The sequence below is a fragment of the Bacillus sp. N1(2025) genome (assembly GCF_053470005.1).
In genome coordinates this window covers 1-1,238 of the sequence record NZ_JBLTJB010000030.1, presented here as the reverse complement: position 1 = coordinate 1,238, position 1,238 = coordinate 1, and the positions used below count along the sequence as shown (strand labels likewise).

The 1,238-nt window shown below is 42.6% G+C and carries 1 protein-coding gene; it reads right to left on the bottom strand.

The window, feature by feature from the left end:
* The coding region (locus ACNFN4_RS22115) for an amino acid adenylation domain-containing protein (protein ID WP_448200484.1) at window positions 1–1,238 on the bottom strand (1,238 nt) is incomplete at both ends.

The window sequence follows — 1,238 nt, the reverse complement described above, 5'->3', positions numbered from 1 at the left end:
GGAATCACTATAATCAGCGACTACGGACTGGTGAATATTGGGCAAATGATTGATACAGTGTTCTATTTCTCCTAATTCGACACGATGTCCACGTATCTTTACTTGACTGTCTTTTCTTCCAAGGAAGTCTACATATCCTTCCCGACGCATCACACCATAATCACCTGTTTTGTACAGATACCCTAATCTATGGTTGATAAAGGCGGCCTTCGTCTTCTCTTCTTCATTGAGATAACCTACGGCGACTCCTTTTCCACCAATATGCAGTTCTCCTGGAACGCCTATCGGGCATTCCTCTCCCCATTCATCCAGTACATAAATTTGTTGATTTTTCAACGGATAGCCATAAGGGATACTTTTCCACTCCGGCTTCACTTCTGTGATTGGGAAATAGATGGACCATATAGTGCCTTCTGTTGCTCCACCTAACCCGATGACTTGTGCTTTTGGCATTCTTGTTTTGATTTTCTCCGGCAAACCAAGAGAAATCCAGTCTCCACTTAGCATCACCCTACGTAAGCGTTCTGCTGCAGATCTCTGCACTGTATCTTGTTTTGTATTCTCCAGATACATATCCATAATGGCCGGAACCGAGTTCCATATCGTGATTTCTTCTTCGATCATGATCTGATGAATGCTGGCCACATCTAAGAGATCGGGAATTAATACTAACTGGGCTCCACTAATGAGTGCTCCAAAAATATCATAGACAGATAAATCAAAGCTCATCGATGATAGGGCAATGATTTTATCTTCGCTGCCTACTTTGAATCTCTCATTAATATCTAATAGTGTATTCACTACTGCCTCATGGGTGATCACAACGCCCTTAGGCTGTCCAGTACTTCCTGACGTATAGATAGCATAGGCTCTATCCTGCTGGCAGCCTTCTAGCGATTCCAAGGCACCATCGTTATAGGTGGAAAGGTTCTCTTTTTCATATAAATCCGGATGAATCATGAGCTTGATATCACTATTTTCCACGATATATTCTATTCTTTCCTCAGGATGTTCCGGGTTCACAGGAATATAAGCATGGCCGGCTTTTAAAATAGCCACCGTATTTACAATGGTCTCGATTCGTCTCTCTGCCCAAACTCCAATATAAGAATTGTGCGCATAGTTTTGTTCTGCTAAATAACGAGCGACCTGATTGGATTTTCTCGCCAACTCGCCATAGGTCAATGTATCCTGTCCTAATTTGACTGCAATAGCATCTGGCGTCTTCTGACATTGCC